Below are 25,953 nucleotides of genomic sequence, written 5' to 3'. Positions count from 1 at the left end.
TAATGGAATAGGAATAAATTTAATTATACGCTATAATGAAGGCTGAGCTTTACGCGAACGAGACTCGTTCGAACGGATTCCCGCCAATATATGAGTTATAAGGAGAATACACGATGGAAAAAACGTTGATTTTCGGGCATAAAAATCCGGACACAGATACAATCTGTTCTGCGATCGCCTACGCGGATTTGAAAACAAAATTGGGCTTTGACGTTGAACCGGTTCGACTTGGCGAAGTTAACGGCGAAACGCAATATGCGCTCGATTACTTTAATACGGCTGCGCCGCGTCTTGTTGAGACGGTTGCAAACGAGGTAAATCAAGTTATTCTCGTTGACCACAACGAGCGTCAGCAAAGCGTTTCCGATATCGAAAAAGTTCGCGTTGCCGAAGTTATCGACCACCACCGTATCGCTAATTTCGAGACGGCCGGCCCGCTATACTTCCGTGCTGAGCCGGTTGGCTGCACAGCAACGATTCTTAATAAAATGTACAAAGAAAACGGCGTAGCGATCGGCAAAGAAATGGCCGGCCTGATGCTTTCCGCAATCATTTCCGATTCCTTGCTGTTCAAATCGCCGACTTGCACAGAGCAAGACGTTGCAGCAGCTAAAGAGCTTGCAGCGATCGCTGGCGTTGACGCTGACGTTTACGGTCTGGAAATGCTGAAAGCAGGCGCTAACCTGAGCGACAAAACAATCGAGCAGCTTATTTCCCTCGACGCGAAAGAGTTCCAAATGGGCAGCTGCAAAGTTGAAATCGCGCAAGTAAACGCAATTGACGTGAACGACGTGCTCGTTCGCCAAGCTGAACTGGAGCAAGCGCTGAACGGCATTATCGCAGCTAAAGGCCTTGACCTGTTTGTGTTTGTCGTAACGGATATCCTGAACAGCGATTCCGTTGCTCTGACGCTTGGCAGCAAAACAGAAGCAGTAGAAAAAGCTTACAACGTAACGCTTGTTGACAACAAAGCGGTTTTGAAAGGCGTTGTATCGCGCAAATCGCAAATCGTGCCTGTTCTGACTGAAACGTTGAGCAGCCTGTAAAAGTAAAGTGAAAGCCCTCCGCATCTTATTAATGAAGCGAGAGGGCTTTTATTATGTCGGGTGCGCGCGTTCGTTCGACTTTGATTTGTTGAGCTGAATCCGGACAATAGCGAATTCTTTTGCGTTAATAGCGAACTAGTGTTCCTGGAAAGCGAAGCTAGGCTCGTTAATCGGGGGAAACGCCGAGTTAAGAAGCTGGACAGCGAAATTTGCTTCCGTATATTGCGAATAGGTTCGCTGGAGGCGAGACGGAGCACTGCAACATAATAAGGGCAACCCCATGAATGGAGCTGCCCATTATTTGGTAATCTTTAATTAAAGACGCGCCGTGCCGTCACGTAATATTTTTTCCAGTAGGCGCTGTCCATGTTGGAGATCGTAACGCCTTTGCTGCTGGAGCTGTGCAAAATTTTGCTCGAGCCCGCGTAAATGGCAACATGGCTGATCGAGGTGCCGTTTGTTTTAAAGAAAACAAGATCGCCTACGCTAAGCTCCGTCTTTGGAACTTTGACGCCGACCTTAGCTTGCGCGCTGCTGGAGCGCGGCAAGTCAACGTCCAAACCGTTGAACATGTATTGCGTGAAGGAAGAACAGTCGAAAGCATATGTAACGCCTGCGGGAGCGCCGTATTTATAAGGCGTTCCAATAAAGTCTTTGCCGTTGCTGATCAATTCAAGAGTCTCGGGTGTTGCCGCTTCCGCTTTGTTCGCGGAGAAGCCAAAAGCAAATGCGGAAATGCCGATTGCAGCGCATAACGTCAGTTTCATTATATTATTGAAGGATTTAGTGTTTTTCATAGATGTAAGGTGTCCTTTCGCATTCTTATTATTCATTTCGAATTTGAGGTTCATCTCGACAAAATCTACTATACCACATTCAAAAATGGGCAAATTGGCACAATTAGAGAAAATAACTACGTTTACATAGCCATTTTCTGCTTTATGAGATTTAAATGAGAATTCACTCATGAAAGCAACTTATTAATCTCATTTTGCGTTGACTCGAGAAATGCGGACAATTATAATCAGATTGCTCATTGTTTTAGAACTAAATTAATTAAGGTTAAATGAATTAAAATAGGTGGAGATGATGCCGTGTTAAAGCTGTTCCGTTTTTTGAAGCCGTACCGTCTTTTTGTCGCATTCGTATTGTTTTTTGTGTTCTTGCAAACACTGGCTGATTTATATTTGCCGACGCTGATGGCGGATATTGTTGACATTGGTGTTACGAAAGGCGACACGCCGTACATATGGAAGGTCGGCGGAATTATGCTGCTTATTGCGGCAGCCGGCGGTGCCTGTTCTATTGTAGCCAGCTATTTCTCGGCAAAAGCGGCGTCAGGCTTTGGCAAGCTTTTACGCCGCAATGTTTTTACACAGGTTGAGCATTACTCGCTTCAGGAATTCGATAAGCTCGGTACGGCTTCGCTCATTACACGCACGACTAATGATATTACGCAAGTTCAGCAAGTGCTTATCATGATGATGCGAATGATGATTATGGCGCCGATGATGTGCATTGGCGGCATTATTATGGCCGTTTCGAAGGACGCCAAGCTTTCGCTTGTGCTGGTCGTTGTGCTTCCCGTGCTTGCCGGCGCGATTCTTCTTGTTGTCGGCCGGGCGACACCGCTTTTCAAAGCAATGCAGAAGAAGATCGACAGGCTTAATCTCGTGCTCCGCGAAAGCTTAACCGGCATTCGAGTTATTCGTTCGTTTAACCGGATCGACCATGAGAATCGCCGCTTCGACGCGGCTAATGCTGATGTAACGGAAACGGCAGTCAAAGTAAATAAAATAATGGCGGTTATGATGCCTTTAATGATGCTTGTGATGAATCTCGCGACAATTGCCATACTGGCGTTTGGTGGATTGCGGATTGACAGCGGCGACATGGAGATCGGCTCGTTAATGGCTTTTATCCAATATGCGATGCAAATTATGTTTTCCCTGCTCATGCTCTCGATGCTGCTCGTCATGGTTCCGCGCGCTCAAGCGTCTGCGGCCCGCATTAATGAAGTGCTGGAGCTTGAGCCTAGCTTGACAGATCGTCCGGGTGCAGTCGAGGCGAGTGCCAAGCAAGGCTACGTCGAATTCGTCGACGTGTCGTTCAGCTACCCGGGTGCAGAGGAGCCGGCTATTTCCGGCATTTCATTCAGCGCCGGACCGGGAGAGGTGACGGCGATTATAGGAGGAACCGGATCTGGAAAGTCAACACTCGTCAGTCTTATTCCGCGTTTCTATGATGCGGAAAAAGGACAAGTGCTTGTCGATGGCATCGATGTGAAGGAGATGTCGCAGCACAGTCTGCGTTCGCGAATCGGCTTCGTGCCGCAAAAGGCGGTTCTTTTTACGGGCACAGTATCGGACAATATTCGATTTGGCAAGGAAAATGCAACGGACGAAGAGGTTCGTCAGGCAGCCGAAATTGCGCAAGCGACGGAGTTTATCGCAGGGATGGAGAACGGTTACGCCGCGGTCATTGCGCAGGGCGGCAGCAACGTATCGGGAGGGCAGAAGCAACGGCTTTCCATTGCGCGCGCGCTCGTGCGCCGGCCTGAGATTTATTTGTTCGACGACAGTTTCTCGGCGCTTGATTTCAAGACCGACGCGAAGCTGCGGGCGGCACTCCGTTCGGAGATTTCCGAAGCGACGGTATTGATCGTCGCGCAGCGTGTCAGTACCGTTATGGATGCGGATCGTATCATTGTATTGGAGGATGGCCGAATCGCTGGCATCGGGAGCCATCGCGAGCTGCTGGATACATCCGAGGTTTACCGCGAAATCGTAGCTTCGCAGCTGTCAGAGGAGGAGATTGCATGAGCGAGCATACACGATCGGGCGGAGGAACCGGCCGCCCAGCGCCTGGCGGTCCGATGCGCGGGCCTGGCATGGGGCCTCCGGGGTTTGGCGGCATGGGCATGCCGGTGCAAAAGGCGAAAAACTTTCGCCAGACGCTTGTACGGCTTATCGCGTATTTGAAGCCGCATCGCTTCAAGCTGGTATTTGTCGTACTGGCTGCGGCGCTGAGCACCTTATTCAGCATTTACAGTCCTGATGTAACAGGCAAGGCAGTGACGGAGCTGTCCAAGGGGCTGATCGGCGCAAAAATCGATTTTGACGTCGTTAACATCATTCTGATCAAACTGGCGGCGCTCTATGTCATCAGTTCATTGTTCAGCTATTTGCAGCAATATATGATGGCTGGAGTCGCCCAGCGTACCGTCTATGATTTGCGCAAGCAGGTGAACGAGAAGTTCGCGCGCCTGCCGTTGAAGTTTTACGACTCGCGGACAAACGGGGAAATATTAAGCCGCGTCGTGAATGATGTGGACAATATAAGCACGACGCTGCAGCAAAGCTTGACCCAATTTATTACTTCGTTTATTACTCTCGTTGGCGTAATCATCATGATGCTGACCATAAGTCCGCTAATGACGTTGATCGTGTTTCTAACCATTCCGGTCAGCCTCGTCGCCGCAGGCGTTATCGCCAAAAAATCGCAAGTGCAGTTTGTCCGGCAGCAAGCGGAGCTTGGCAAGCTGAACGGCCATGTCGAGGAAATGTACACCGGCCATAAAATCGTTAAAGCATTCGGGCATGAGCGGAAATCGCTCGAGCAGTTCAACGAAATGAATGAAAAGCTTTATGAGTCGGGCTGGCGCGCGCAGTTTGTTTCGGGAATTATTATGCCGATTATGACCTTGATCGGCAATATCGGTTACGTTTTTGTCAGCATTGTCGGCGGTGTTCTAGTGACGAAACGGGCGATTGAGCTCGGCGATATTTTGGCTTTTATCACATATACGAGACAGTTCACAATGCCGATTACGCAGCTCGCAACGATCTCGAACGTTATTCAGTCGACGATTGCTTCGGCTGAAAGGGTGTTTGAGCTGCTGGACGAGGAGGAAGAGGAGCCGGAAGCGAGCGATGCGAAGACGATTGCCGCGCCGAAGGGGAATGTGCGGTTTGAACGGGTCAAATTCGGCTACAGCCCGGAGAAAGCGCTTATTGATAATATGAATATCGATGTGAAGTCTGGGCAAACCGTGGCGATTGTCGGTCCGACAGGGGCAGGGAAAACGACGCTCATCAATTTGCTGATGAGGTTCTATGAGCTGCAGGATGGACAAATTGCGATTGACGGCGTGCCGATTACCGCGATGCAAAGAAGCGGCTTGCGCCGCATGTTCGGCATGGTGCTTCAGGATACATGGTTATTTAACGGCACGATTCGCGACAATATCGGCTACGGACGGGAAGGCGCCAGCGAGGAGGAAATTGTGGAGGCTGCGAAAGCGGCGCATGCAGACCATTTCATCCGCACGCTTCCAGACGGCTACGATACCATTCTGAACGAGGAGGCGTCGAACATTTCGCAAGGGCAGAAGCAGTTGTTGACGATTGCCCGGGCGATACTGGCCGATCCGTCTATTCTCATCCTCGACGAAGCGACGAGCAGCGTCGATACGCGTACCGAAGTTTATATTCAAAAAGCGATGAATGATCTGATGCAGGGCCGAACGAGCTTTGTAATCGCCCATCGGCTCTCCACAATTCGCGATGCCGATCTTATTCTTGTCATGGATAAAGGGACGATTATCGAGCAAGGCACACACACGGAGCTGCTTTCCCGTCATGGCTTCTACGCCGACCTCTATAACAGCCAGTTTACAGGAAAGTCAATCCAAGCGGATACGAATGCGGTGTAGTGAAACTGTATAAGAAGCCTCTCTTTTTTCGAATGGCTGGCTGAAAGCCTATTCGAAAAAGGTGAAGGCTTCTTTTTTATGCACTTTAGTTATTTTGATAAGGTTGATGCCAAACGGAGCATTCGGCTTGCAGCCGATTTAAAGGTTGATTCTGCCGCCCGGATTCGTTATGATAAAACTAAATTAATATTATTGATTACTGATTAATGATATTATAAATTCAACATATTCGTTTGGAGGACTCCATTGTGGCCAATAAAGTGACAATTAATGCGGACATCGCAAAATCTAAAATCAATCGCAACATTTACGGTCATTTCTCTGAGCATTTGGGACGCTGTATTTACGAGGGTTTCTGGGTAGGCGAGGATTCGGTTATTCCAAACACGCAAGGCATTCGCAACGATGTCGTGGAAGCGCTTCGAAACCTGCAAATTCCGGTTCTTCGCTGGCCGGGAGGCTGTTTCGCAGACGAGTATCACTGGAAAGACGGCATCGGTCCGCGTGAAGGACGCAAGCGGATGATTAACACGCACTGGGGCGGCGTGCTGGAGAACAACCATTTCGGCACACATGAATTTATGCTGCTTTGCGAGCTGCTAGGCTGCGAACCTTATATTTCCGGCAATGTTGGCAGCGGAACCGTTCAAGAAATGTCGGAATGGGTGGAATATTTGACATTCGACGGCGTATCTCCAATGGCCGACTTGCGTAAAGAAAACGGCCGCGAGAAGCCGTGGAAGCTGAAATATTTCGGCGTAGGCAACGAGAATTGGGGCTGCGGCGGCAACATGCGTCCTGAGTTTTATGCGGATCTCTACCGTCAATATCAAACGTTTGTCCGCAACTATGGCGACAACAAAATTTATAAAATCGCATGCGGTCCGAACGTCGACGATTACAATTGGATGGATGTCGTCATGAGCATTGCTCATAAACATATGGACGCAATCAGCCTTCACAACTACACATTCCCTGGCAGCTGGGAAGATAAAGGCCCAGCGTTGGGCTTTGACGACAGCAAGTGGTTCTCCACGCTCAAAAATACGCTTCGCATGGAAGAGCTCATTACGAAACATTCCGCTATTATGGATAAGTACGATCCGGACAAGCGCGTCGGTATGATTATCGATGAGTGGGGCACTTGGTACGATGTGGAGCCAGGCACAAATCCAGGATTTCTATATCAGCAAAATACGATTCGCGATGCGCTGGTAGCCGGCATCAATTTGAACATTTTCCACGAGCATAGCGACCGTGTCGTAATGGCGAACCTCGCGCAAATCGTCAACGTGCTGCAATCGGTCATCCTGACGGAAGGCGAGAAAATGATTCTGACGCCTACGTATCATGTCCTCGACATGTACAAAGTGCATCAGGACGCGACGCTTGTGCAAACGAACTATGAAAGCGACCTTTATGAATTGAACGGCGAGCAAATCGATCAGCTGTCCGTATCGGCCTCCCGCGACAGCGAAGGCAAGCTTCACGTAAGTTTGTGCAATCTTCATCATCAGAACGGAGCGGACGTCAGCGTCGAACTTCGCGGACTATCTGGCGGCAGCTTCAAAGTGCTTGGCACAGAGCTTACAGCGGATCAGCTTGACGCGCATAACAGCTTCGAGTCGCCAAACAGCGTTCAGCCGAAACCATTCAGCGCCTTCACTGTACAGGGCGGAACGCTTTCGGTGAAGCTTTCGCCGATGTCGGTCACAGTGCTTGAGATTGTAGAAGCTTAAGCCTCAGATGAAAAATCGAGGCTGCAAAGGCTGCAGCGACAGCTATAAAGTGACAGAGGAGCAAATTCAGCGCATACTGGCTGCTCCGATGTTCCAATATCCGGTTAGCGTTTCGGATGATGTATATGAAGCGCGGCTTAGCGAGTGCAGCGCCTGTCCGAAATTGATGGACGGGACGACTTGCCTCGTTTGCGGCTGTATCGTCCGAGTCGCGGCGAAATACCGCAATCGCAGCTGCCCGAACGCAAATGACCGGCGATGGCACGCAGAGGAGGCGGCAGAAGCGTGACCGCGGCACCATTGTTTCGCGATCCAATCGGTTCGCATACGTATGCCGCAGACAGCGGCGATCTTTTCCATTGGCAGGCAGGGAGCCGAACGGCCTTCTGCTTGATCAGCCGAAGCTGCAGCCCGACAATCAAACGCATCATTTGTTATAAAGAAAGAGCGTCCCGTCCGTCATTGACAATGACGATCGGGACGCTCTTTCTTGCTGCGTTCATCCGTTAGGACAGCGGTTCAACTTGCAGTACAACAACCCCGAAAGGCTCCAGCTCCGTAACGCCGCTTAATTTTTCGCCGGACAGCAGATCCGTCTTATCCTGCTTTAAGTGAATGGAAGCCGGTTCTTCACTATAGTTCAGCAGGAAAGCGAGCTTGCCGGCTTCTCCCTCGCGAATCGCAAGCTCGACCGACGGAGGCAATTCCGCCCAAGCAGCAACCGGCGACTCTAAGCCGAGCATTCCGATGATGCGAGCTGCGGCGGCTTCTGTAAATACCGCGCCGAAGTACCATGCCGAACCTTTGCCGAAACGGTTGCGCGTTACGGCAGGTTTGCCCGAATAGTAGTCGGTCGCATATTCGGCAACAATTTCAACGGACTCGCTTTCAATCGCCAAAATATCGTTGAAATCTTCCGCTGACGTCAGCTCTGCAACGCCGTCGTTCCACTTCATAAGCGTTGGCTTGCGGTTTCCTTTTATTTTCGTAAACTCTTCAACCGTTATACCGCACAATTGGGCCGCAGCTCCTGGAAAAGGCCGCATATAGCAATGGCCGTTCTCATCCTTGTAGCCGGTTCGGCAGCCAAAAATAACCGTTCCGCCCCCTTGCACATATTGTTCCAGAAGCGCTGCCGTTTCATCGCGCAGAATGGCCGGGTGCGGGTAAATAAGCGTCGAGTAACGCTGCAGATCCGCTACTGTCGTATCTCGTTGCATATAGCAAACATCGCTTGGAATGTGGCGTCTTTGCAGCGCCTTGAACCATTCCCTGCCGCTCTTCCAGCCCCCCGGTCCATGCCATACATCGTATTCGCCGTCCCATTCATTATCGTAATCGCGCACGATCGCAACTTCCGCTTGATATCGGGAGCCGATTATAGCATTGCCAGCAGCCGACAGCTCGGCTCCGATGCGCCCGGCCTCGCGTACCCGGCGGTTCGGACGATTGTGGTAGTCGTTAATGCCGTGCCAGTAAATTTCATTGCCGAACGTTGCGGTGCGCCAGCGGAAGAAGAGCACCATATCTGCGCCGTGCGCAATCGATTGATACGTCCAGAGGCGCATTTGCCCCGGCTTCGGAGACGGCATGTCCATCTTGCCGACCCAGCCCCCCGGTCCGGACTGCTGCTCCATAATGCAGAAATTCGGCGAAATGGAACGCACGGTACTCAGGCTCAAGCTCCAGCCGCGATCTGCGAGCGGATTGCTTTCATTCGGATCGCTGCTAATTGAAGAAAATTGCGGATAGGAATCATAGCTGAAAAAATCAAGCAGCTCATCTGTCATTCGATGATTATCCAAGTGACCGAACAAGCCGTTTGTCGTTACCCATTGGTTTGGCGCATGCTTGCGCAAGATGTCAGCCTGCAATTTGGCATAGGAAATCGTGTTGTCCGAGATAAATCGTTTTTCATCGAGCGCTTGATGCGGATTTGGCTGATAGCCTCCAGGCGTTGGGCGCGGCAGAAACACTTGCTCCCAGTCGGAGTAGGTCTGATTCCAAAAAACGGCGCCCCAAGCGGCATTCAGCTTCTCCAGCGTGCCATATTTCGCTTTGAGCCATTCCCGAAACGCGAGATGGTCGGCATCAGCGTAATAGACGCCGATTTCACAGTTGAACTCGTTGTCCAGCTGCCAGCCGACAACGGCGGGATGGTCGCAGTAATGTTTGGCCATTTCAAGCGTAATACGGGCTGACAGCTCCCGATATTTCGGACTGCTGTAATTGTAATGGCGACGCAAGCCGTGCTGCAGCGTTACGCCCTCGAAGCTGACGTTCAGCACCTCCGGATATTTTTGCGTCAGCCAAGCAGGAGGCGTTGCCGTTGGTGTGCCAAGAATGACTTTCACATCCTGCTTGACAGCCTCGTCGAGAAAACGGTCGAACAGCTCGAAGCTGAATACGCCCTCCTCCGGCTCAAATATCGACCAGGCAAATTCGGCGATCCGAATGACTGAGAAATGAAGCTCCTTCATGCGGCGCAAATCGTCTTCCCACAAGGATGGGTCCCAATGCTCCGGATAGTAGCAGGCTCCCAAATGGAATTGATCGGCAGTAAGTGGCATCGTTAGTCCTCGCTTTCGATTTATATAATAATATTTTGCGATTTTATTAGTTCCACTATTATTGTAAAATGGTCGTATTCATCCGTAAATAATCGAATATTGCGTTTAAATAATAAAATATTGCGATTCTTTCAAAATGGAGGAAGCATCATGCGAACTCACTATTACTTGCCGGAGCCTGCCATAACCAAATATATTTGCTATCCGGAATCGTTTGGCCGTTACAGCGAGTTTCCGCAGCATCGCGAGCATCGTCCGGAGGGGATGATGGACTATTACAATTTGCATCTTGTCTTTAGCGGACAAGGATATGTCGAGCACGAAAGAGGCAGGACCATTCTTCAGGCCGGCGACGGATTTCTTTATTCGAGAAAAGCCGAGCAGCGATACGGAACCGATCCGGATTTGCCGTGGGACGTCCGCTGGATCCATTTCAAAGCAGCAGCCGGGCTGCCGCTTGTTGCCGGCGAAGGCAATCAAGGGCTTAAGCTGTTCACATCTGCCGATCTGGAACGGTGCGCTCAAGTGATGAATGCGATGTATAAGCTTTGCGAACCGTTCGAGACGAGAGAGGAGCCGCGCATGTCAGCGCTTCTGTATGAAGTGCTTGCCGAGCTCGCGCATAACGCCGAGCCGTTGGAGCAATATGCGATCTCGCGGGAGAAGAAGGAATCGATTCGCGTGGCTGCCGACCAAATTTTGTCCCGCTGCGGCGAACCGTGGACGCTTGCCGCGATGGCGGAGCTGAGCGGCTACAGCACCTATTATTTTGTACGCATCTTCCAGACCATCATCGGCAAAACGCCAAATCAATATTTAACCGACTGCCGGATAGCGGCAGCGAAGAGCCTGCTGATTACGTCTCGGATGACGATCGGACAGGTGGCGGAAAGAGTCGGCTTCTCGCAGGCTAGCTACTTTATTCGCGTTTTCCGCCGTGAGGCAGGTTTCTCGCCCAAGGCTTATCGGGAACTGTTCGGTTAACTGTCCAATTAGAGGTCTGTTGTGCGAACGCTCAGGACAACCTGTAGACCCCCGTCATATCTTATCGAAGAAGACAATTTCGAACAGAGAGGGGTGGCGGGGTTTGCCGTTGGTTAAAGTATGTTCAGTAAGCGCCGTAATCGGATCGATCATTACATTCGCGTTTGGAGGTTGGCCGGAATCACTCACGGTATTAGTCATTGCAATGGGCATCGACTATATTTCCGGCGTGTTGGCGTCCATTAAAGAGGGAAGAGGGTTGAACAGCTTGTTCGGCGTATGGGGGCTTGCAAAAAAAGGGCTAATGCTGCTCGTCATCCTTCTTGCGCATCGCATTGACATTTTGCTTGATCTGCATAATGCGACGATGGGAGCGGCCACTTATTTCTACTTGGCGAACGAATTGATCTCGGTTACGGAAAACTATGGCCGAATGGGATTGCCGATGCCGGACTATATCCGCAAGTTAATTGAAGTGCTGAAAGAGAAAAAATCATAATAAATTTGTGCAAATAGACTACAGAAGGGTGTTTTTGCTCTATTTTCAAGCGTGATCGCATAATGTTCATGGTTTTGTCATATTCGTGCAAAAACTTTTCCTCTTTAAGAAGTTTAAGGTTGAGAACTTCGGACGATCTTATGTAATATAAGAAGTAAACACATCGTTCGAAAAGGGGAGCACGGAGTAATGCATAAGTGGATCATGTTCGTATTATTATCAGCAGCCTCACTTCTTGGAGTTTATTTGCTGACTTTCGGCTTGCCGCCGAAGCCTGTTGACGAGACAGCGGAGCTGCCTCCTGGCACAGTGCTTGTTAAATTGGTAGCAAACAGCGACTTTACATTTAGCGAAGAAGAGTACAAAGTGAAAGTCGGCGACAACGTTATTTTGAAGCTTCAAAATAAAAGCGGCATCCACGGCGCCAAAATCGAAGAGTTGAACATCGACCTCACAGGTGAAAACCTGGAAACCGAATTTAAAGCAGATAAACCAGGCGAATACATCGTTCATTGTTCGGTTCCATGCGGCACCGGTCACGTTGAAATGAAAACGAAGCTGATTGTCGAAGCTGCTTAATCAAACAATAAAGAGGAGCCGAATAGGCTCCTCTTTGCGCGTTATTGCTGAGAAGGAGCTTTATTGAAAGCTCACAGATTGCTCCTACTGCGTTCGCGGCCTCTGTTGCGGGCGATGAAGTAATCGGCAATAAAGCCGAGGAGCGCCCAGCTGGCCACAGTCAACACGTACATAAGCATGACGCTGACATCATGCACATCGACGAATAAATCGACAAACCATGCCGGAATGCTGAACATGAAAAATACGAAATTATGCGGGTCATAGCCGGTTGCGTTGTACGCGCAAAGAGCCAGCCCGATAATGGTCGTTGCAATTGTTACGGTATATCGCATGACGATCCACCTTTCTAAGCGGGACTTAGTGGCTTGCAGTTAAGCTTGTTGCCGAGCTGCGGCTGCTTAGGTTATTATGTGACAAAAGAATGCTTGTCATTCCATTACTAAAGCAAAGAGGAGATTGGTACCGATGCTTACACATATCGTTTTATTTAAATTGAAAGACGGCAGCCCGGACAATGTTGAGCGTACTGCTCAAGTGCTTCGTGACATGGAAGGGAAAATTGACGTATTGAAGTTTATCGAAGTAGGCATCGACGTGCTGCACTCCGAACGCTCTTATCATATTGCTCTGACGACGAAATTTGATTCAATGGACGGACTGAACGCGTACCAGGTGCATCCGGTCCACCAAAAAGTAATCGAGCATATGTCGCAAGTGCGCGAAGCGTCGGTCACCGTCGATTACGAAAGCTAAGAAAGGTCGTAGAGAATACAATGGCAGATCTTTATGAAATGATGACTTATTTGCTGATTATTATCATCAGCATGATTGTTATGTTTGCATGGTTAAAGCTTAAAGCAAAATCCAAAAAGCGGGACTGAAAGCGAGAGATTTGAAATGTATTATGTGAATCGCGAGCAAATTGGCGTCAGACTTGAAGCAATGCCGGATATCGCTCAAGCATTGAATACATTGGCGGACAGCTGGCAGGGAAGTTTAATTGAAGGGATGGCGCAGGAGAGAGCGCTGCACCTGGCGATCGAGATCATTACCGACGTCGGCAGCTATTTGATCGACGGATTTATTATGCGGGACGCAAGCAGCTACGAGGATATTATCGAGATTACAGGAGAAGAAGGCGTTTTTCCGAACGAGCTGAAGCAAACATTCATTGAATTGGTACAATTGCGCAAACCGCTTGTTCAAGACTACTTCACTTGGCAGCGTGCCGAGCTTTATCCGCAAATCCGCGAGCTGTCGGAGCAGCTGCTATTGTTCAAAGCCTCGGTAGAGCAGTATATTGAGCGAGAGTTAAATTTTTAATAAATGATTGGAATGCCGACTGATTCGGGCTGCTTTGCAGCCTGAGCCAGTCGGCTTTTTTGCTTTGTCTGGCCGTCCTTTGTGTCAAGACGAGCCCATGCTGCTTATAATGGCATTACGATATGGGCATTCGCCCTATTCGCGGAAGGCGAAACAGAACTTTGGCTGTCGGCGAAGGAGGAGAACGAGGATGTCGGTGATGGAATGGAGCGCGGCTATCACAACTGCAGTATTTGTTGGTTTGGCGATTGGCCTATTGCTTGGCATGCGGTCGGCGCTGAAACGATTGTCGGCGCTGCAAGCTGCGGCAGAGCTCGCGCTGGCAGACGCGCAAGCAGCTTCTTTAAAGCTCGGCGCGCTAGCGGAGCCGGCAGAGCAAACGCTTCGGACAGCGCAACATCAATTGCAATCGGCCGGAAAGCTGTTCGCCGCAGCCGGGCAAATCGGCGATGCGGTTGAACATACGACGTCGGCAGTCAGCAAAGTATCCTCGGTGCTTGCAAATTCGGCGGTTCAGCACGCCGAACGGGCTTCCAAGCAGCGTCAAATCGGTGAAGCGCTTGAATGGGCGGAACTTGGTATGGCAGCTTGGCAGCTATGGCAAACTAACCGCAAGCGCCATTCTGCGCCATATTCGGAAGAGCAGGGCGAATAGCGTCATCATTTTGAAGGGAGCGATTCAGATGGCAAAGCAAACGAAAGGTTTTCTGCTGGGAGCATTGGCCGGAGGCGTAGTGGGTTCGATTGCGGCATTGCTGCTTGCGCCTAAAGCAGGCAAGGAATTGCGTCAAGATATTACGGTTGGCGCGCAGAAGGTTTCGGAAACTACGGTTCGCGTCGCTGGCCAGGTTGGCGATACGACAGGCCGCATTGCCCGCCAGCTCGGCGATCAGGCGGTACTGCTCGCAGACAAAGCGAAGCATGCTGCAGTTACAGTTGTAACAAGCGTTAAGTCGCTTCGCCATGACGATGCAGCTGTTGAAGCAAGCGAGCTTGAAGCGGCGGAATCGGAAGATAAAGAGCTGCTTACGGTTAATTAAACAGCGAAGAAAGCGGCGGATTCCAGTCGACGGAATCCGCTGTTTTTTTGCGTGAAAAATGCCGTGTATCCACCTATTGTGGTACGTTTCCGCTGTTTTGCTCATATGCTATTGGAGTCGCAGGTCATTTATCCTTCACAATGCAAGCGGAAAATATCGTTTATAGAAAGCGGTGTGTTTGTGCAGCAACCGATTGCGATTCTTGACTCAGGCGTAGGCGGCCTAACTGTCGCTAGAGAGGTTATGCGCCAGCTGCCGCACGAAAAAATCGTATACTTCGGGGATACGGCCAGAGCGCCGTATGGACCGCGTTCCCCCGAGGAAGTTACGCTTTTCACACGGGAAATTGTCGATTATTTGGCTCAATTCAGTCCGAAAATGATCATTATAGCGTGCAATACGAGCACAGCATTCGCATTGGAGGATATCCGCAGCCGGGTGAAAATTCCCGTTGTGGGCGTTATTAAGCCGGGCGCGCGCGCGGCGATTGGGCATACCGAAACCGGCTGCGTCGGCGTAATCGGAACCGAAGGGACGATCAGAAGCGGCGCTTATGAACAAGCGCTCAGAGAGTTGTCTCCAGCTATTCAGATTATTAGCGAAGCTTGCCCGTCTTTCGTTCCGCTGGTGGAGAACGGCAATTTCCGATCTTCCGAGACTTATCTTACCATTACGCAATCCATCGGCCATTTGCGCCGCTATCCGATGGACAGTTTGATTCTAGGCTGTACGCATTATCCGTTTCTGGCGGAGATGATCGGCGAGGTTATGGGCTCCAACATTAAGCTGATCAGCTCGGCGAATGAGACCGCCCGCGAAGCAAGAGCGATATTGCATGAAAGCGGCATGCTTGCACCAGGCTATGTCGTGCCGGTGCATCAGTTTATAAGCAGCGGCGAGCCGCGCATGTTTAAAGTGATCGCGCAGGAGTGGCTTGGCGAACAATTGGAGCTTACTCCGATTGTTTGGCAGGAGCTGCAGCGCATATAAGCATGATATTGTCAAAACGATGCCTTAGCGATGGAATGGCGACTGTCCTCCTCGAATAGCATGTAACGATGCAGTTATTCTGCGCCGTGCAGCATATAAGCGCGGCGCGGAAACGCGAATGCGGGGTGGATCTATGGACGAAGCGAAAGGCATGAATGAGCGGGATGAAATGAAAGAAACAATGCGTTCGGAAACAAGCTTCACTCAATATGGCTATAACGAATTTATTGAAGACAGTATCGTGCTTATGCGTCGTTATCCATTCGTCGAAGGCTATGTCATCGGACATACGGTGCTTGGCAGGCCGATTGTCGCGTTGAAATGCGGGACGGGAGAACGGCGCATTCATATGAACGGAAGCTGCCATGCGAACGAATGGATTACATCAGCGCTGCTTATGAGGTATGTAAGCGACTGGGCTGCGGCATGCGCAAGCGATGGACAAATCAATGGCGTAAGCGCATGCCGATTGTACCGTGAAGTTACATTATGGGCTGTGCCGATGATAAATGCGGACGGCGTGCAGCTCGTTCTGGAGGGAGCTCAGCCGCACAATCCGTTCCGCGGGCAGCTGATCCAGTGGAACAACGGCTCGGAAGAGTTCGATCAATGGAAGGCGAATGCGCGCGGCGTCGATTTGAATGACCAGTTTCCCGCCCACTGGGAAGAGGAGTGTTCCCGACGAGGCACGACGGGGCCGGCTCCGCGAGATTTTCCGGGGCCGTATCCGCTAAGCGAGCCGGAGGCGCTGGCAATTGCCAATTTAACGAATGCGCTGCAATTCGATGCCGTCGTCGCTCTCCATACGCAAGGAGAAGAGATTTATTGGAACTATCGGGGCTACGAGCCTAAGCAAGCGGAGAAGCTGGCCAAACGGCTTGGGCGCGCCAGCGGCTATAAGCCAGTCAAGCTTAGCGGCAGCGACGCCGGCTACAAAGATTGGTTCATTCAGCAATTCCGGCGTCCCGGATTTACCGTTGAAGCGGGATTTGGCGTGAATCCGCTTCCCGTCGAGCAATTTGAACCGATCTATCGCTCTCTGCAGCCGTTGCTGACCGAAGCGTTAAAGCTGCATCGGTAACCGAAGCCGGCGTATCGCGTCAGAAATGAACGGCCAGTATGTAATTACACTTTTGCGGGGCGTTTGCGGGACAGGGGCATGCCTGTGCTATAATAGCAAAAAGGTCATTGACAAGACCTGCCATAAAGGTGGTGTGCCCTGTGCGCAAGCTGCTGTCGCTAAGACATTGGCGAAATACGTTTGTCCGAATCTATCGTCTTCTTGTGTCTAAGGAGGTCCTTTTGCGAGACAAGCTGTTTTTTATCATTCCGGTTATTCTCTATTGGGTCCTACCGGATGTGCTGCCTTATTTGCCGGTTGACGATATAGCTGTAACCATGATTGCGGCGGAATGGTTTGCCCGAATTATGGAGAAGAAGTATAATAAATTGATATGAAGCGCGATGCCTTTAAGGCATCCGGCTATTTTATTAAGGAGCGGATCTGAATGAACTGCAAAATTACGCGCAATGCCGCAAAAATATTAAAGGCTGAATTGGACAAGCCGGAGAACGCTGGCAAAAAGCTCCGCGTTTATGTGACGCATGCTCATGGCGACCATGCCCACTACGGACTCGCAATTGACGAGCCGTCAGATAAAGATATCGTCGTTTCGACAGACAAGGAAATTGACGTTATTTTGGAGAAGGACAACGATTTCCTCGACGGCGTGCGCATCGATTATTTTTATGTTCCCGAAGAAGGGTTTGCCGTTACGAATCCGTCCAAAGGCAACAGCGGCGATCATTAATCGACAAGCGGATAGGACGATAACGAATGGCTAACGATATTCGCGTATGCGACAAATGCAATCATGTCCGGATTAAAACGATCGTGCCGAAGCTTCAAAAGCTGGCGCCAGACGCCGAGATCCGTGTCGGCTGCAAATCCTATTGCGGGCCTTGCGCCCGATATGCATTCATTTTTATTAATGGACGTTATGTGAAAGCGGCAAGCGAGGACGAAGCAATCGAGAAAATAAAGCCGTATGTGAAAAAGTAATTCCGCTCGGCTTCAGCATGACTATTTTATGACGAGGGGCTCAACAGCGATGTTGGGTCTCTTTTTAAATGATGGAACAATAGAGCGGGGGAATGGCGTTGTTGCACATAAACAATAAGCATTTTCGCTATTATGCTGCGAGTTTGGTGCTGTCGATTATATACATTGTTTTTTGCGAGTTAATTTGGCTTCCGGCGCCGCTGCGTACGCCTTCCGGACGTTTATGGATTGAGATGATTGACGGGCTGCTGTATGGTTTAGCGATTCTTCCGTTATTGCTCGCGATTGGTGCATCTGCTGGGACGTACAGGCTGCTGGGAGCGCTCGGAAAAAAGAGCGGCGCCGTTCGCTGGACGATTGCGGTGCGCGGCTTTGCGTTCGCGGTGAATGCAGCTGCAATAGTGCTCGTGTTTTTGGACCCACAACGGCTGCTCGTCAACCTCGTCTTTATTGCAGCCGGTTTTCTAGTTGCGTTCATTGATTTAATGGTTTCGGAGCTGGCAGGCAAGCGCGGCTGGAGACGGTTTGTACCGGTGCGCAGCTTAATATGGCTTATTTGTATTGCAGCGCTGCTTGGCCTGTTTGTATATCCAACCTCCTATCGGGTAACGTATCCGGCAATGACTATTGCGATGAACCGGTATGCGCATGCGGAAGGCGGAGCTGCCGGCGGAAGCATAAGCGGCGTTCTCGTCTTCGAACGACCGGCAGTTGCAGCGGATTGGCTGTATGCCAAACTGTTCCCGTTATATGAATTCGAACGCAAACGAGCGGACGAACCGCCGCTTACGGAGGAATATTCGCAAGTCGTGACGATGAAGACGAATGCGAATGAGGTAGCCAGCGCCATAGCCATGCAAAAGGCAGGAATAGGCGAGGGCATATCAAGCAAAGGCGTTGTCGTTCTTGGGGTGGCAAAGGACGGCGCAGCCAAAGAGCAGCTTGAGGCGGGCGATGTTATCGTAAGCTTGAATGGAGAGCCCGTGCTTACTATTGAGGCGATGACTACCTATATGGCTGAGCGCGTGGAGCCTGGATCGACTGTTAAAGTAGGCTTGCGCCGAAACGGCGAGATGCTGGTCGTCGAGGCGCCTACAGGGAAAGCCGAGGCTAGCGAAAATTTGCCGGAGCGCGCTGTGTTTGGCATCTCGGTCGGCAACGACTTGCACGCGGATATACCGCGCAAGGTCGATTACCGCACGTATATCGCGCATATCGGCGGCCCGTCGCACGGCGCGATGCTGACGCTCGCGCTCATCGACCAGCTCACGCCGGGCGGCGTGACGGGCGGCATTCGCGTCGCCGGAACCGGCACGATCGAGGCCGACGGTTCAATCGGCCTCGTTGGCGGCGTGCCGCAGAAGGCGTTCGCCGTTAGCCGCACAGACGCTGACGTGTTTTTTGTTCCGGCGGCGCTCGAGCAGGATGCAAGATCGGGCGCTCCGAACTTGCAGATCGTCCCGGTAGAGACGATCGACGACGTGCTGCGCTGGCTGAAGCAGCATCGCGGAAGCGAGGGCGATAGCAGCGGCAGTTCAAGCGGCGCGTGAGCGCAGGCGCGAAGTGCGGGCGATAGCAGAGACGGCGGTTCAATCGGCGCGTCAACGAGGTCTGGGAGTGAAATAGCGGAAGAAAGTTCCGCTATGGAGCGGTAATTCGCACGAGAAGCCGAAATAACGGAAGAAAGTTCCGTTATTCGGCGGTGGACGAGCGCGAAGCGGCATATTGGATTGTGGATGACAAATACTTACAAAACTTATATTCTAAAATTAAGTGAAGACATTATTTGCGAGTGAAGCACACCGCTCTTTCCCTATTGTAAATAGGGGAAGGGCGTTTTTTTATTCGAAAAGAGAGGTGGTCCCACTAGAATGAATCCAGATGCTGTACTTTACGAGCAAGCCTATGAACTGTGGATGACGGAGCAAATGAAACAGAGGTCTGGTGAGGCGTTACGCAGATTGAAGGAAGGTCATGCACACGCAGAGAAACGATTTTTAGAAAAAGTGTGGTGGCCGGCTATTGGTCATTTTAATCATCTTCATGCGGAGTATGAAATATACGATTTTCGGAATGGGGCTCGGTACATTGATTTTGCATATGTGAGGCCGCCTTATAAAGTTGGTATTGAAATTGACGGATATGGTGCGCATTCGAGAGACATTGACCGGCGCAAGTTTGCAGACGACCGTTTCCGGCAAAATGAGCTCGTGCTTGACGGATGGCAAGTCCTTCGATTTTCTTATGATGCAATCGAAGATCAATCAAAACGATGTCAGCAGCATATTCAACAGATACTGGGGAAGCTATCCGGCAAGTCTTCTGAGCTATTAAAAGATCTGGATCTATCGATGCGTCACCGTGAGATGATAAGAATTGCAATTCGCGCTCCACAGCCAATTACACCGGCTGAAGCGGCAGCGAAACTTCGATGTTCGGACAAGCAGGCGAGAGTTATTTTGAAAGCACTGACGGACCAGAACCTTCTTATTCCAGCGTCGGGGGCGAAAAGAATCCGCAGCTACCGCGTTCATCCGCAGTTGAGTGAAGCTGCAAGGTGTCTTTAATTAGCTAAAATGGATTCTAGTTTGGAAATCGGAATGATCATATACAAAAACAGGAGCCCCGTCTATTTCGACGGGGCTCCTGTTTTTACTATCTTACCGCGGCGGTGGCCTCGACGGCCTCCGTGGATTGGAACATTGGGATGAGATCATGCGTAACGATTGCGTCTGACATCGTCAGTTCGTTCGACGCGTCGTCCGCATTGGCAAGGCAAGGCGCGATATCGCCAAATTTACCGGAGGAAATATCCCAGCATTTTCCGTTCGAAGCAATGCCATCGGCAGACGGCATAAAGTAGACCGTGCCGTCGGTAAAGGCGCCGTTTCGCTGGACGACGAGCTTGCCGCTGTCGCTGCTCAGCGCTTTTTCGGTTATAAGCGGTGTTCCGAGCAGCGTATCGCCAACCGTCGAAATGCCAAGCAGATGCAGCAGCGTCGGCGTTACGTCAAGCTGGCCGCCGACATTAGCATGCGTTCCAGCATATGCGCCGTCCGGAAGATGCACGATAAACGGCACTTGCTTCAGTATCATTTGACGATCCAAATCGTTAAGCGGCTTGCCGAGAAACTGCTCGAACAGCTCCCAGTCTTTGATCGAATTGTCATGATCGCCATACATGGCAAATATCGTATTCTCCCATAGCCCTTCGGCTTTCAAACGTTCGACGAGCTCGCCCAATGCGGCATCGGCATAATGAACTGCCTGCAAGTAATCTCCCATCAGCGTCCCTTCAAGCTGGCCGAGCGACAGCTTTTGCTGCTCCTGCGGCATCGTGAACGGATGATGGCTGGACAGTGAGATCATAAAGGAATAGAACGGCTTATTCTTGTCTCGATCAGGGTCGACAAGAACGTCGACGGACTGCTGGAAGAAAGACTTATCCCCGAGCGACCAGCCAATCGGCTCATCGAGCGTAAAATGCTTTTTGCTGTAAAAATGATCGTAGCCCATGTTCGCGTACATCGTATTCCGGTTCCAGAAACCTCCGTCATACGCATGGAAAGCATCGGTCGTATACCCATTATCGCTTAGCGTTTGCGGCAAGCAATTAAACGTATGACCGGCGTATTGGATAAAGACCGAACCGCTGACCATAGGCTGCAGCGAGCAGTTCGCAAGGAAGTCGGCGTCGGATGTCCGCCCTTGCGAGGTTTGATGATAAAACTGGCTGAAATAGGCGCTCTCTTGAATGAGCTTGTTTAAGTTCGGCGTAATTTCCTCTCCGCCAATCGACTTGCCGATCATAAAGTTTTGCAAAGCTTCCACTTGCACCATCAGCACATTGCTGTCCTTGTATGCGCCGAATGTTTCGTCTTCTTCAAGCAGCTTGCGGCTGTTCGAGCGCTCCGAAGTCCAATTGTATATGTCGGCTGCTGCTTCGGCGGATACTTGTCCGGAGTCGAGCCAGTTTTCTTTCGCGTACCGGTAGACGTCATAACCATGAAAGCCAACGACTCCGGTAACGTTATACAGCGACAAGCTCCACCAGTTGTTGACGAAAAGCCCTTGCGCCCAGGTGCGGCTCGCTTCATTTATGCTGCCGACAGACATGGATAGGCCGATGAGCGCAATCGCGATGCCAGTAACGACGCGGGCAACGAAACGCGGCCATCGTCTGCCAACACGATAGCCGAAGCGTTGTCTTTCGCCAAACGTCTCCCGCAAATCCGCACCGCCGTAGATCAGCGTATAGAAGGCGAACGGAATAACGACGATCCAATCGGCCAACAAAATGAAATCGCGAGCTTGCAGCAGCGTGCCGATGCTGGCGCCGAGCGAATCGACTTGATTGGCCTGCATCAGAACAGGTACGGAAATTAAATCTTGAAAATAACGATAGTATACGACGTCCGCATACATGATGGAAGACAACAGGACGTTTAATGATATGAGTGCGACGATCCGGCCGCGGGCAGGCAGCCAAACGGTCCAGAAACAGACGAGTCCGAGCGTGCCAATCGCTACGACGAGGTCATACCCGTTCATGTCGATATTCGGTACGTTAATAATGGCATCGAATAAAAATACTTTTCCAAGCATTCCGATAAAAAACAACAGCACGTCCGCGGCTTTCAAACGCTCGAGCCATTCGAGCGTTTGTCGCATGCCGCGCCGTGCGGCGCTTTGTCTAGAAATCATAACCTGCTTACATCCCTTTCTAACTTGCCGTCCTATTTACGCGGAGGAAGCGGTCCGAAGTACTGATAGAAATCAGTCTGGATTCGGCCATTGAACAGCTTCCGTTTTTTGTCCGCAGGGCGGGTAAAATAGTGCTCGAGCGACTTCGTCGGCGTAATCGCAAAAAACGACCAAGTCGGCAAATGGAGCGATGCCAAACCGAACTGGCGAATGGCTGCTTCGGCTTCTTTGTCGTCGCCAAGCCGCTCGCCGTATGGCGGATTCGTGATGATGACGCCGTAGTCGCCTTGCGGTTTCATTTTGGCTACCGGCAGCACTTCGAGCTTTATTTCTTTGCCGAAGCCGGCCTTTTTAACCGCCGCCGAAGCAATTTCGATCGCGTACGGATCGATGTCGGAGCCTGCGATTTGCAGTGGAATATCATCCTTCACCGCGTCAAAAGCTTCCTCGCGCGCTTTATCCCACAGCTCGCCTTGCACAAGCGGCCAGCCTTCGCTGTTAAAGCTGCGGCGCAGCCCCGGCGCAATGTTCCAGCCGATCATCGCCGCTTCGATCAGAATCGTGCCGGATCCGCAAAACGGATCGTAAAGCGGACGGTCAGGGCGCCATCGGCTAAGCTGTACGAGCGAAGCGGCAAGCGTCTCGCGCAGCGGCGCTTCGGTCGATACTTTACGGTAGCCGCGCTGATGCAGGCCCCAGCCTGTCGTATCGAGCGTCAGCATCGCTTCGTCGTTCATCAGCGTTACTTCGATTACATATTTTCCGCCGTCCTCATGAAACCATTCGGTGCCGTAACGTTCCTTCATTTTTTCGACGACCGCTTTTTTTACGATGCCTTGGCATGCAGGTACGCTAGTCAATTGCGACTTCTGGGAACGGCCGTTCACCGGGAATTCGCCGTCCTCCGGAATCCATTCCGGCCAGTCCAGCGCTTTCGTGCCTTCAAACAGCTCATCAAACGTAGTCGCGCGGAACTCTCCCATATTGACGAGAATACGTCCGGCGGAACGCAGCCACAGATTGGTGCGGCAAATATCGATCGGCTCTCCGGTGAAACGGACGCGGCCGTTCTCCACTCGCAGGTCTTCGTAGCCGAGGTCTTTCAGCTCGCGGGCAACGACGGCCTCAAGGCCCATCGGCGCAGTCGCGATCAGGTTAATCTTGGTCATAGATTTTCATTCTCCCTTTAATTCGTCAAAAACAAAGTTGTTTCCTCACGGACAAAATCATACAATCAAGTATAGGGCAAAGCAGGATGCTTTTACAAATTGTAAAATTGGAGAGAATAGCATGATTATGATAGATGAGCAATATGTGGACAGCCTTTACGGCGAGGATGCCGATTTAATGCGCGCGAAGCAGGGGATTGCAGCTCAAGGTATGCCTGATATTTCTGTTGCGGACGGCTATGGACGGCTGCTGACGATGCTCGTTCGAATGAACGGAGCGAAGGAAGCTCTGGAGGTTGGCGCGCTTGGCGGCTATAGCGGCATTTGCCTGGCAAGGGGCCTTGCTGAAGGCGGCCGGTTAACGTCACTGGAGCTGAAGGCGGAGTATGCGGACTTGGCGAAATTACATATGACAGCAGCCGGATTAGGCGAGAAGGTAGACTATATGATCGGCGACGCGAGAGAAAGCTTGGCTCGGCTTAAGGAAGCGGGACGCCGGTTCGATTTCTTTTTTATCGATGCGGACAAAGAAGGCTATCCGATTTACCTCAACTATGCGATTGCGCTTGCAAATCCGGGAGCCGTCATCATCGGCGACAATGTGCTGCTGCGCGGCCGAACGACGAATCTGGATAAGGCAGGTCCTGCAGTGCAGGCGGTGCGCGCTTTCAATCAGCAAATTGCCGACGATCCGCGGCTTATGAGCACGGTGCTGCCGGGCTATGACGGATTGGCTATAGCGATTGTGAAGTCATCGTAAAAGACGGAATAAATGACTAGCCTCCTCGGGCTTGAATGTATGACATTCAGCAGAGGAGGTTTTTTTGTGCAATTTATTGAACCTATATGAATTGTCCTTTGTCTATTAATTCGGGGTGATCAAATTGAGTGATGACTATTTGCGACATTTAACGAACATGGATGAACACGTGCTTGACGACTTAATGAAAAAGTTCGGCCAGGATGTATGGAATTTCGCATATTCGCTGACACAAAATCGGACCCTTTCCGATGACATTTCGCAGGATGTATTTTTACAGGCGTTTAAGCACATCGATTCGTTTCGGGGGGAGTCGACGGTAAAGACGTGGCTGCTCAGAATTACGCGAAATGTTAGCATCAACTACCGGAGGTCGGCTTTTTTTCGCAGAGTATGGCTTGTCAATGAAATAGATCCGGGGCGCTGGGGCCAATCGGCCGAACAGGATTTTATGGAGACGGAGGCAAGCAATGAGGTATGGCGGCAAGTGTTCCGCTTGCGGACTAAACAGCGCGAAGTCATTGTTCTTCATGCGAAATACGAGCTTTCGCTGCAAGAGATAGCCGATGTGCTGCAGATGCCGGTAGGAACGGTGAAATCGCGGCTGTTCGGCGCGCGCAAAAAGCTTTCAAAACTACTGGAGGAGAGGATTGCCTATGAAATCATCTGAACCGATTTGGTATGATGCGCTGAGAGGGAATCCGTTGAACAGGCAAGGTTTTACGGATGAGCTTAGGGCTGGCATTAAACAACAAGCATTCCATAAATCCAGTCGTTCGCATTTGAATTGGCGAATTGCAATTGGAATGTTCGCAAGCGTGGCGGTACTGGTTATATTCGGTTTATTTGCGGCTCATAAGATAAATGACAATATAAGTGAAAATGAGGCCCAGTCGATGCAAGCTGCGGCGAATGAAGATCAATCCAAGCATCGGGGTTCTGCGGCCATTCCGCTAGAAGAATGGCTGTTGATGCCTTCTTCCGGGAACAAGGTTAATGCGTTTGATATCCAATCGTATTCTCAGCTGAATGAACAAGGTCAAATGGTTGAGCTGTTGGCGTATGGAAGCTGGGAGCAGGTGCTGGAGTTAAAATATCCGGATGCCGATACTGCAATCATCGAAAAGAAAAGCATAGACGACAGTAAAATGCTTCTCTTTTACCGGAAGCTGTACGAGTCGAATGGATACAGAAGCATCTCGTTAAGCGTCGACGGGTTCGACGATATGCAAAATCAATGGGTATGGAGCCAATCGCTGTCGTATTCGATCGGCGAGCCGCGGGAGTCCAAGCAGCCGCTTCAAGGACAATGGTATGATATTGATCCGAATTCGTTTTATTTTGGCGTTGTCAATGATCCGCAAATTGCCTCGATTCGAATTGTAGATGAGAACGGCGCGATGAAGACAGCGGAATTCGTAACAGACGAGTACGGTTATGTGTATTGCTTTGCTGAATTGATCCGTCAGAACGATTATACCGTTGAGGGTCTGAATGCGGATGGAAAGGTAATTTACTCCGAGATTAAATCATTTTCCAGCGGGCTGTATACCGATATCGATTAACAATAAGGGGCTGTCCCATAAGTCATGAAAATGACGATGGGATACCCCTTTTTTTATCTGGGTTAAACAGTAAACTGCTCATTTAAATGTTCTTCCGATCGCCATTGCTCAGGGATTCCTTTGAATCAACGAGGTAAGGTTGGGATCCCTTCACAAAAACGAACGCTGACGCTTCTCCAGAATCATTTAAATGCTCCGTCTACCCT

Annotated in this window: 28 protein-coding genes; 23 read left to right on the top strand and 5 right to left on the bottom strand. The window is 50.7% G+C overall.

The features are described 5' to 3' along the window. Positions 1-113: 113 nt before the first annotated feature. Positions 114-1,046, top strand: a complete 933-nt coding sequence (locus tag GOM71_RS13320; protein ID WP_156281839.1) for a manganese-dependent inorganic pyrophosphatase — start codon at positions 114-116, stop codon at positions 1,044-1,046. 311 nt (positions 1,047-1,357) lie between these two features. On the opposite strand, the gene GOM71_RS13315 is transcribed toward GOM71_RS13320, so the two are convergent. Then, entirely contained in the window at positions 1,358-1,813 is a 456-nt protein-coding gene (locus GOM71_RS13315) for a C40 family peptidase (RefSeq protein ID WP_253944833.1), read from the bottom strand. Between the two features lie 327 nt (positions 1,814-2,140). Here GOM71_RS13315 and GOM71_RS13310 point away from each other — a divergent pair, with 327 nt between their 5' ends. The 5 genes from GOM71_RS13310 to GOM71_RS13290 all read left to right on the top strand — a co-directional run bounded on the left by GOM71_RS13310 (position 2,141) and on the right by GOM71_RS13290 (position 8,009). Further along, positions 2,141-3,868: an ABC transporter ATP-binding protein gene (locus GOM71_RS13310; RefSeq protein ID WP_367649597.1), complete on the top strand. Its 1,728-nt coding sequence runs from the start codon at positions 2,141-2,143 to the stop codon at positions 3,866-3,868. Continuing rightward, positions 3,865-5,760: an ABC transporter ATP-binding protein gene (locus tag GOM71_RS13305; protein WP_483311043.1), complete on the top strand. Its 1,896-nt coding sequence runs from the start codon at positions 3,865-3,867 to the stop codon at positions 5,758-5,760. Before GOM71_RS13310 ends, GOM71_RS13305 begins: the two co-directional genes overlap by 4 nt. Before the next feature lie 248 nt (positions 5,761-6,008). Beyond that, the gene (locus GOM71_RS13300; protein WP_367649596.1) at positions 6,009-7,499 is read left to right on the top strand and encodes an alpha-N-arabinofuranosidase; all 1,491 of its coding nucleotides are present in this window, start codon (positions 6,009-6,011) and stop codon (positions 7,497-7,499) included. 7 nt (positions 7,500-7,506) lie between these two features. Continuing rightward, positions 7,507-7,788: a DUF6171 family protein gene (locus GOM71_RS13295; RefSeq protein WP_156281833.1), complete on the top strand. Its 282-nt coding sequence runs from the start codon at positions 7,507-7,509 to the stop codon at positions 7,786-7,788. After that, on the top strand, positions 7,785-8,009 hold the full coding sequence (locus GOM71_RS13290) for a hypothetical protein (RefSeq protein ID WP_156281831.1): 225 nt from the start codon (positions 7,785-7,787) through the stop codon (positions 8,007-8,009). Before GOM71_RS13295 ends, GOM71_RS13290 begins: the two co-directional genes overlap by 4 nt. Here GOM71_RS13290 and GOM71_RS13285 read toward each other — a convergent pair. Further along, complete coding sequence (locus GOM71_RS13285; RefSeq protein WP_156281829.1) at positions 8,006-10,069, bottom strand: beta-galactosidase; 2,064 nt, start codon at positions 10,067-10,069, stop codon at positions 8,006-8,008. The genes GOM71_RS13290 and GOM71_RS13285 overlap by 4 nt on opposite strands. A 150-nt stretch (positions 10,070-10,219) precedes the next feature. Between GOM71_RS13285 and GOM71_RS13280 the strand changes: the two genes are divergently transcribed. From GOM71_RS13280 to GOM71_RS13270, 3 genes are all read left to right on the top strand, one after another. Further along, positions 10,220-11,053, top strand: a complete 834-nt coding sequence (locus tag GOM71_RS13280) for a helix-turn-helix transcriptional regulator (RefSeq protein ID WP_156281827.1) — start codon at positions 10,220-10,222, stop codon at positions 11,051-11,053. Between the two features lie 103 nt (positions 11,054-11,156). Continuing rightward, on the top strand, positions 11,157-11,552 hold the full coding sequence (locus GOM71_RS13275; RefSeq protein ID WP_156281825.1) for a phage holin family protein: 396 nt from the start codon (positions 11,157-11,159) through the stop codon (positions 11,550-11,552). A gap of 189 nt (positions 11,553-11,741) precedes the next feature. Further along, positions 11,742-12,131: a cytochrome C oxidase subunit II gene (locus GOM71_RS13270; protein ID WP_156281823.1), complete on the top strand. Its 390-nt coding sequence runs from the start codon at positions 11,742-11,744 to the stop codon at positions 12,129-12,131. Positions 12,132-12,202: 71 nt separating this feature from the next. On the opposite strand, the gene GOM71_RS13265 is transcribed toward GOM71_RS13270, so the two are convergent. Continuing rightward, entirely contained in the window at positions 12,203-12,466 is a 264-nt protein-coding gene (locus GOM71_RS13265) for a hypothetical protein (RefSeq protein WP_156281821.1), read from the bottom strand. Positions 12,467-12,599: 133 nt separating this feature from the next. On the opposite strand from GOM71_RS13265, the gene GOM71_RS13260 reads away from it, so the two are divergent. The 11 genes from GOM71_RS13260 (at position 12,600) to GOM71_RS13210 (ending at position 20,116) form a co-directional block, all read left to right on the top strand. Further along, positions 12,600-12,887, top strand: coding sequence for a Dabb family protein (locus tag GOM71_RS13260; protein WP_156281819.1), 288 nt, complete (start codon positions 12,600-12,602; stop codon positions 12,885-12,887). A 144-nt stretch (positions 12,888-13,031) separates the two neighbouring features. Then, the gene (locus GOM71_RS13255; protein ID WP_156281817.1) at positions 13,032-13,457 is read left to right on the top strand and encodes a DUF86 domain-containing protein; all 426 of its coding nucleotides are present in this window, start codon (positions 13,032-13,034) and stop codon (positions 13,455-13,457) included. A gap of 190 nt (positions 13,458-13,647) precedes the next feature. Next, the gene (locus GOM71_RS13250; protein WP_156281815.1) at positions 13,648-14,112 is read left to right on the top strand and encodes a hypothetical protein; all 465 of its coding nucleotides are present in this window, start codon (positions 13,648-13,650) and stop codon (positions 14,110-14,112) included. A 28-nt stretch (positions 14,113-14,140) separates the two neighbouring features. Further along, positions 14,141-14,497: a YtxH domain-containing protein gene (locus GOM71_RS13245; protein WP_156281813.1), complete on the top strand. Its 357-nt coding sequence runs from the start codon at positions 14,141-14,143 to the stop codon at positions 14,495-14,497. A 180-nt stretch (positions 14,498-14,677) separates the two neighbouring features. Further along, positions 14,678-15,487, top strand: a complete 810-nt coding sequence (gene racE / locus GOM71_RS13240; protein WP_367649595.1) for a glutamate racemase — start codon at positions 14,678-14,680, stop codon at positions 15,485-15,487. 133 nt (positions 15,488-15,620) lie between these two features. Next, the gene (locus tag GOM71_RS13235; protein WP_253944832.1) at positions 15,621-16,568 is read left to right on the top strand and encodes a M14 family metallopeptidase; all 948 of its coding nucleotides are present in this window, start codon (positions 15,621-15,623) and stop codon (positions 16,566-16,568) included. A gap of 140 nt (positions 16,569-16,708) precedes the next feature. Further along, positions 16,709-16,945 (top strand): hypothetical protein, encoded by a 237-nt coding sequence (locus GOM71_RS13230; RefSeq protein ID WP_367649594.1) that lies wholly within the window; start codon positions 16,709-16,711, stop codon positions 16,943-16,945. Between the two features lie 50 nt (positions 16,946-16,995). Further along, entirely contained in the window at positions 16,996-17,298 is a 303-nt protein-coding gene (locus GOM71_RS13225; RefSeq protein WP_156281807.1) for an iron-sulfur cluster assembly accessory protein, read from the top strand. 26 nt (positions 17,299-17,324) lie between these two features. Continuing rightward, positions 17,325-17,549: a YuzB family protein gene (locus GOM71_RS13220; protein ID WP_156281805.1), complete on the top strand. Its 225-nt coding sequence runs from the start codon at positions 17,325-17,327 to the stop codon at positions 17,547-17,549. Positions 17,550-17,650: 101 nt separating this feature from the next. Further along, the gene (locus GOM71_RS13215) at positions 17,651-19,099 is read left to right on the top strand and encodes a PDZ domain-containing protein (RefSeq protein WP_173275584.1); all 1,449 of its coding nucleotides are present in this window, start codon (positions 17,651-17,653) and stop codon (positions 19,097-19,099) included. Between the two features lie 321 nt (positions 19,100-19,420). Further along, entirely contained in the window at positions 19,421-20,116 is a 696-nt protein-coding gene (locus tag GOM71_RS13210) for a DUF559 domain-containing protein (protein WP_253944831.1), read from the top strand. An 88-nt stretch (positions 20,117-20,204) separates the two neighbouring features. On the opposite strand, the gene GOM71_RS13205 is transcribed toward GOM71_RS13210, so the two are convergent. Together GOM71_RS13205 and GOM71_RS13200 are read right to left on the bottom strand one after the other, a co-directional pair. Next, on the bottom strand, positions 20,205-22,253 hold the full coding sequence (locus GOM71_RS13205) for an LTA synthase family protein (RefSeq protein ID WP_156281801.1): 2,049 nt from the start codon (positions 22,251-22,253) through the stop codon (positions 20,205-20,207). Between the two features lie 32 nt (positions 22,254-22,285). Continuing rightward, complete coding sequence (locus GOM71_RS13200) at positions 22,286-23,422, bottom strand: THUMP domain-containing class I SAM-dependent RNA methyltransferase (protein ID WP_156281799.1); 1,137 nt, start codon at positions 23,420-23,422, stop codon at positions 22,286-22,288. Between the two features lie 127 nt (positions 23,423-23,549). Here GOM71_RS13200 and GOM71_RS13195 point away from each other — a divergent pair, with 127 nt between their 5' ends. The 3 genes from GOM71_RS13195 to GOM71_RS13185 all read left to right on the top strand — a co-directional run bounded on the left by GOM71_RS13195 (position 23,550) and on the right by GOM71_RS13185 (position 25,747). After that, positions 23,550-24,182, top strand: a complete 633-nt coding sequence (locus GOM71_RS13195) for an O-methyltransferase (protein WP_156281995.1) — start codon at positions 23,550-23,552, stop codon at positions 24,180-24,182. Positions 24,183-24,339: 157 nt separating this feature from the next. Continuing rightward, positions 24,340-24,852, top strand: a complete 513-nt coding sequence (locus tag GOM71_RS13190) for an RNA polymerase sigma factor (protein ID WP_156281993.1) — start codon at positions 24,340-24,342, stop codon at positions 24,850-24,852. Further along, positions 24,839-25,747 (top strand): hypothetical protein, encoded by a 909-nt coding sequence (locus GOM71_RS13185; protein ID WP_156281797.1) that lies wholly within the window; start codon positions 24,839-24,841, stop codon positions 25,745-25,747. The genes GOM71_RS13190 and GOM71_RS13185 overlap by 14 nt, the downstream gene beginning before the upstream one ends. Positions 25,748-25,953: the final 206 nt, after the last annotated feature.

This window comes from Paenibacillus sp. NEAU-GSW1 (assembly GCF_009737085.1).
Lineage (GTDB): Bacteria > Bacillota > Bacilli > Paenibacillales > Paenibacillaceae > Pristimantibacillus.
The sequence above is the reverse complement of the archived record's forward strand: the minus strand, read 5'-3'. Positions and strand labels throughout refer to the sequence as shown.

What these genes read in the sequence shown, in the direction of transcription:
- GOM71_RS13295 (WP_156281833.1), top strand. Translation starts at nt 7,507, where the DNA reads ATGAAAAATCGAGGCTGCAAAGGCTGCAGCGACAGCTATAAAGTGACA.
- GOM71_RS13195 (WP_156281995.1), top strand. Translation starts at nt 23,550, where the DNA reads ATGATAGATGAGCAATATGTGGACAGCCTTTACGGCGAGGATGCCGAT.
- GOM71_RS13235 (WP_253944832.1), top strand. Translation starts at nt 15,621, where the DNA reads ATGGACGAAGCGAAAGGCATGAATGAGCGGGATGAAATGAAAGAAACA.
- GOM71_RS13185 (WP_156281797.1), top strand. Translation starts at nt 24,839, where the DNA reads ATGAAATCATCTGAACCGATTTGGTATGATGCGCTGAGAGGGAATCCG.
- GOM71_RS13250 (WP_156281815.1), top strand. Translation starts at nt 13,648, where the DNA reads ATGTCGGTGATGGAATGGAGCGCGGCTATCACAACTGCAGTATTTGTT.
- GOM71_RS13260 (WP_156281819.1), top strand. Translation starts at nt 12,600, where the DNA reads ATGCTTACACATATCGTTTTATTTAAATTGAAAGACGGCAGCCCGGAC.
- GOM71_RS13315 (WP_253944833.1), bottom strand. Translation starts at nt 1,813, where the DNA reads ATGAAACTGACGTTATGCGCTGCAATCGGCATTTCCGCATTTGCTTTT.
- GOM71_RS13245 (WP_156281813.1), top strand. Translation starts at nt 14,141, where the DNA reads ATGGCAAAGCAAACGAAAGGTTTTCTGCTGGGAGCATTGGCCGGAGGC.
- GOM71_RS13255 (WP_156281817.1), top strand. Translation starts at nt 13,032, where the DNA reads ATGTATTATGTGAATCGCGAGCAAATTGGCGTCAGACTTGAAGCAATG.
- GOM71_RS13190 (WP_156281993.1), top strand. Translation starts at nt 24,340, where the DNA reads ATGGATGAACACGTGCTTGACGACTTAATGAAAAAGTTCGGCCAGGAT.
- GOM71_RS13280 (WP_156281827.1), top strand. Translation starts at nt 10,220, where the DNA reads ATGCGAACTCACTATTACTTGCCGGAGCCTGCCATAACCAAATATATT.
- GOM71_RS13285 (WP_156281829.1), bottom strand. Translation starts at nt 10,069, where the DNA reads ATGCCACTTACTGCCGATCAATTCCATTTGGGAGCCTGCTACTATCCG.
- GOM71_RS13205 (WP_156281801.1), bottom strand. Translation starts at nt 22,253, where the DNA reads ATGATTTCTAGACAAAGCGCCGCACGGCGCGGCATGCGACAAACGCTC.
- GOM71_RS13200 (WP_156281799.1), bottom strand. Translation starts at nt 23,422, where the DNA reads ATGACCAAGATTAACCTGATCGCGACTGCGCCGATGGGCCTTGAGGCC.
- GOM71_RS13270 (WP_156281823.1), top strand. Translation starts at nt 11,742, where the DNA reads ATGCATAAGTGGATCATGTTCGTATTATTATCAGCAGCCTCACTTCTT.
- GOM71_RS13320 (WP_156281839.1), top strand. Translation starts at nt 114, where the DNA reads ATGGAAAAAACGTTGATTTTCGGGCATAAAAATCCGGACACAGATACA.
- GOM71_RS13265 (WP_156281821.1), bottom strand. Translation starts at nt 12,466, where the DNA reads ATGCGATATACCGTAACAATTGCAACGACCATTATCGGGCTGGCTCTT.
- GOM71_RS13305 (WP_483311043.1), top strand. Translation starts at nt 3,865, where the DNA reads ATGAGCGAGCATACACGATCGGGCGGAGGAACCGGCCGCCCAGCGCCT.
- GOM71_RS13210 (WP_253944831.1), top strand. Translation starts at nt 19,421, where the DNA reads ATGAATCCAGATGCTGTACTTTACGAGCAAGCCTATGAACTGTGGATG.
- GOM71_RS13225 (WP_156281807.1), top strand. Translation starts at nt 16,996, where the DNA reads ATGAACTGCAAAATTACGCGCAATGCCGCAAAAATATTAAAGGCTGAA.
- GOM71_RS13220 (WP_156281805.1), top strand. Translation starts at nt 17,325, where the DNA reads ATGGCTAACGATATTCGCGTATGCGACAAATGCAATCATGTCCGGATT.